This is a genomic window from Shuttleworthella sp. MSX8B (assembly GCF_000524295.1).
In the GTDB taxonomy this organism is placed as follows: domain Bacteria; phylum Bacillota; class Clostridia; order Lachnospirales; family Lachnospiraceae; genus Shuttleworthia; species Shuttleworthia satelles.
Map to the genome: position 1 here is coordinate 1 of NZ_JAQT01000035.1, position 986 is coordinate 986.

Below are 986 nucleotides of genomic sequence, written 5' to 3' on the forward strand. Positions count from 1 at the left end.
CAGGAGGGTCTGTACCACGGCGTAGAGAAAGGAATTGCCCAGACCGCCGAAGAGATCCGCTCTGGCAAGCAAATGATGGAAATTGATCAGGGCCTGATTTCCGAACCAGAGTTTGCCCTTCGCCACATCTAAGCTTGTATTGGTGGCCGCTGTGACCATCCAGAAGATGGGAAAGACTGAAAAAAGCGACCAGAGGATCAGGAAAATATATGTGGGAATCAGTCGCCGCTGCGTCGCGGAAGCATATCTCTTAGTCACGGGAATCACCTACTTTCATATTAATCAAAGACAGGATTGCCACCAGAACGAACACCAAAAAAGACATGGCAGATGCATAGCCAAAGTTAGAAACGCCCTGTCCAAAGGAGTTGTTGTAGATATAGTGAGACATGGTGATCGTCGCGTTAGCTGGGCCGCCCATGGTCAGATTCATGGACTCATCAAAGAGCTGCAGGGTACCATTGATGGACATAATGCTTGTCATAATAATTGTCGGTTTCAAAAGAGGTACCGTAATATGCCAGAAAGTCTTCCAGTTCGAAGCCCCGTCAATCTTGGCCGCTTCGTAAACCGAGTAGTCGATGTTCTGAAGGCCGGCCAGATAGAAGACCATATTGTAACCGGTCCATCTCCAGATCAAAGCCAAAATAATCACTGCCTTAGCCGTTTTGGGCGTTCCCAGCCAGTTGATATTGGCGCTGATCAGATGCAGATTCATCAGGACACTATTGACCAGACCCTGAGTCGCGAAAAGAGCGCGAAAGATCAGTGCATAAGATACCAGAGATGTTGCACAGGGAAGAAAGATCAAGGTTCGAAAGAGACCCCTGAATTTCAGATTCTTGTTGTTCAGCAGCTGGGCCAGCAGCATGGCCAGGATAAGCATAATGGGGACCTGGATGATCAGGTAGAGGAAGGTGTTTCCCATCGCTGTCATGAAGATCTTGTCCTGGAACATCCTGCTGTAATTGACGGTCAGCGGATTC

The 986-nt window shown here is 48.5% G+C and carries 1 protein-coding gene and 1 pseudogene; both read right to left on the reverse strand.

Going from position 1 to position 986, the window contains the following annotated elements:
- Positions 1-258 (reverse strand): annotated as a pseudogene (locus HMPREF1508_RS09170) (carbohydrate ABC transporter permease); the annotation flags it as partial.
- Positions 251-986 (reverse strand): carbohydrate ABC transporter permease (locus HMPREF1508_RS09175; protein ID WP_044961381.1); only part of this gene is annotated, 736 nt, incomplete at its 5' end. The pseudogene HMPREF1508_RS09170 and the gene HMPREF1508_RS09175, both read right to left, overlap by 8 nt.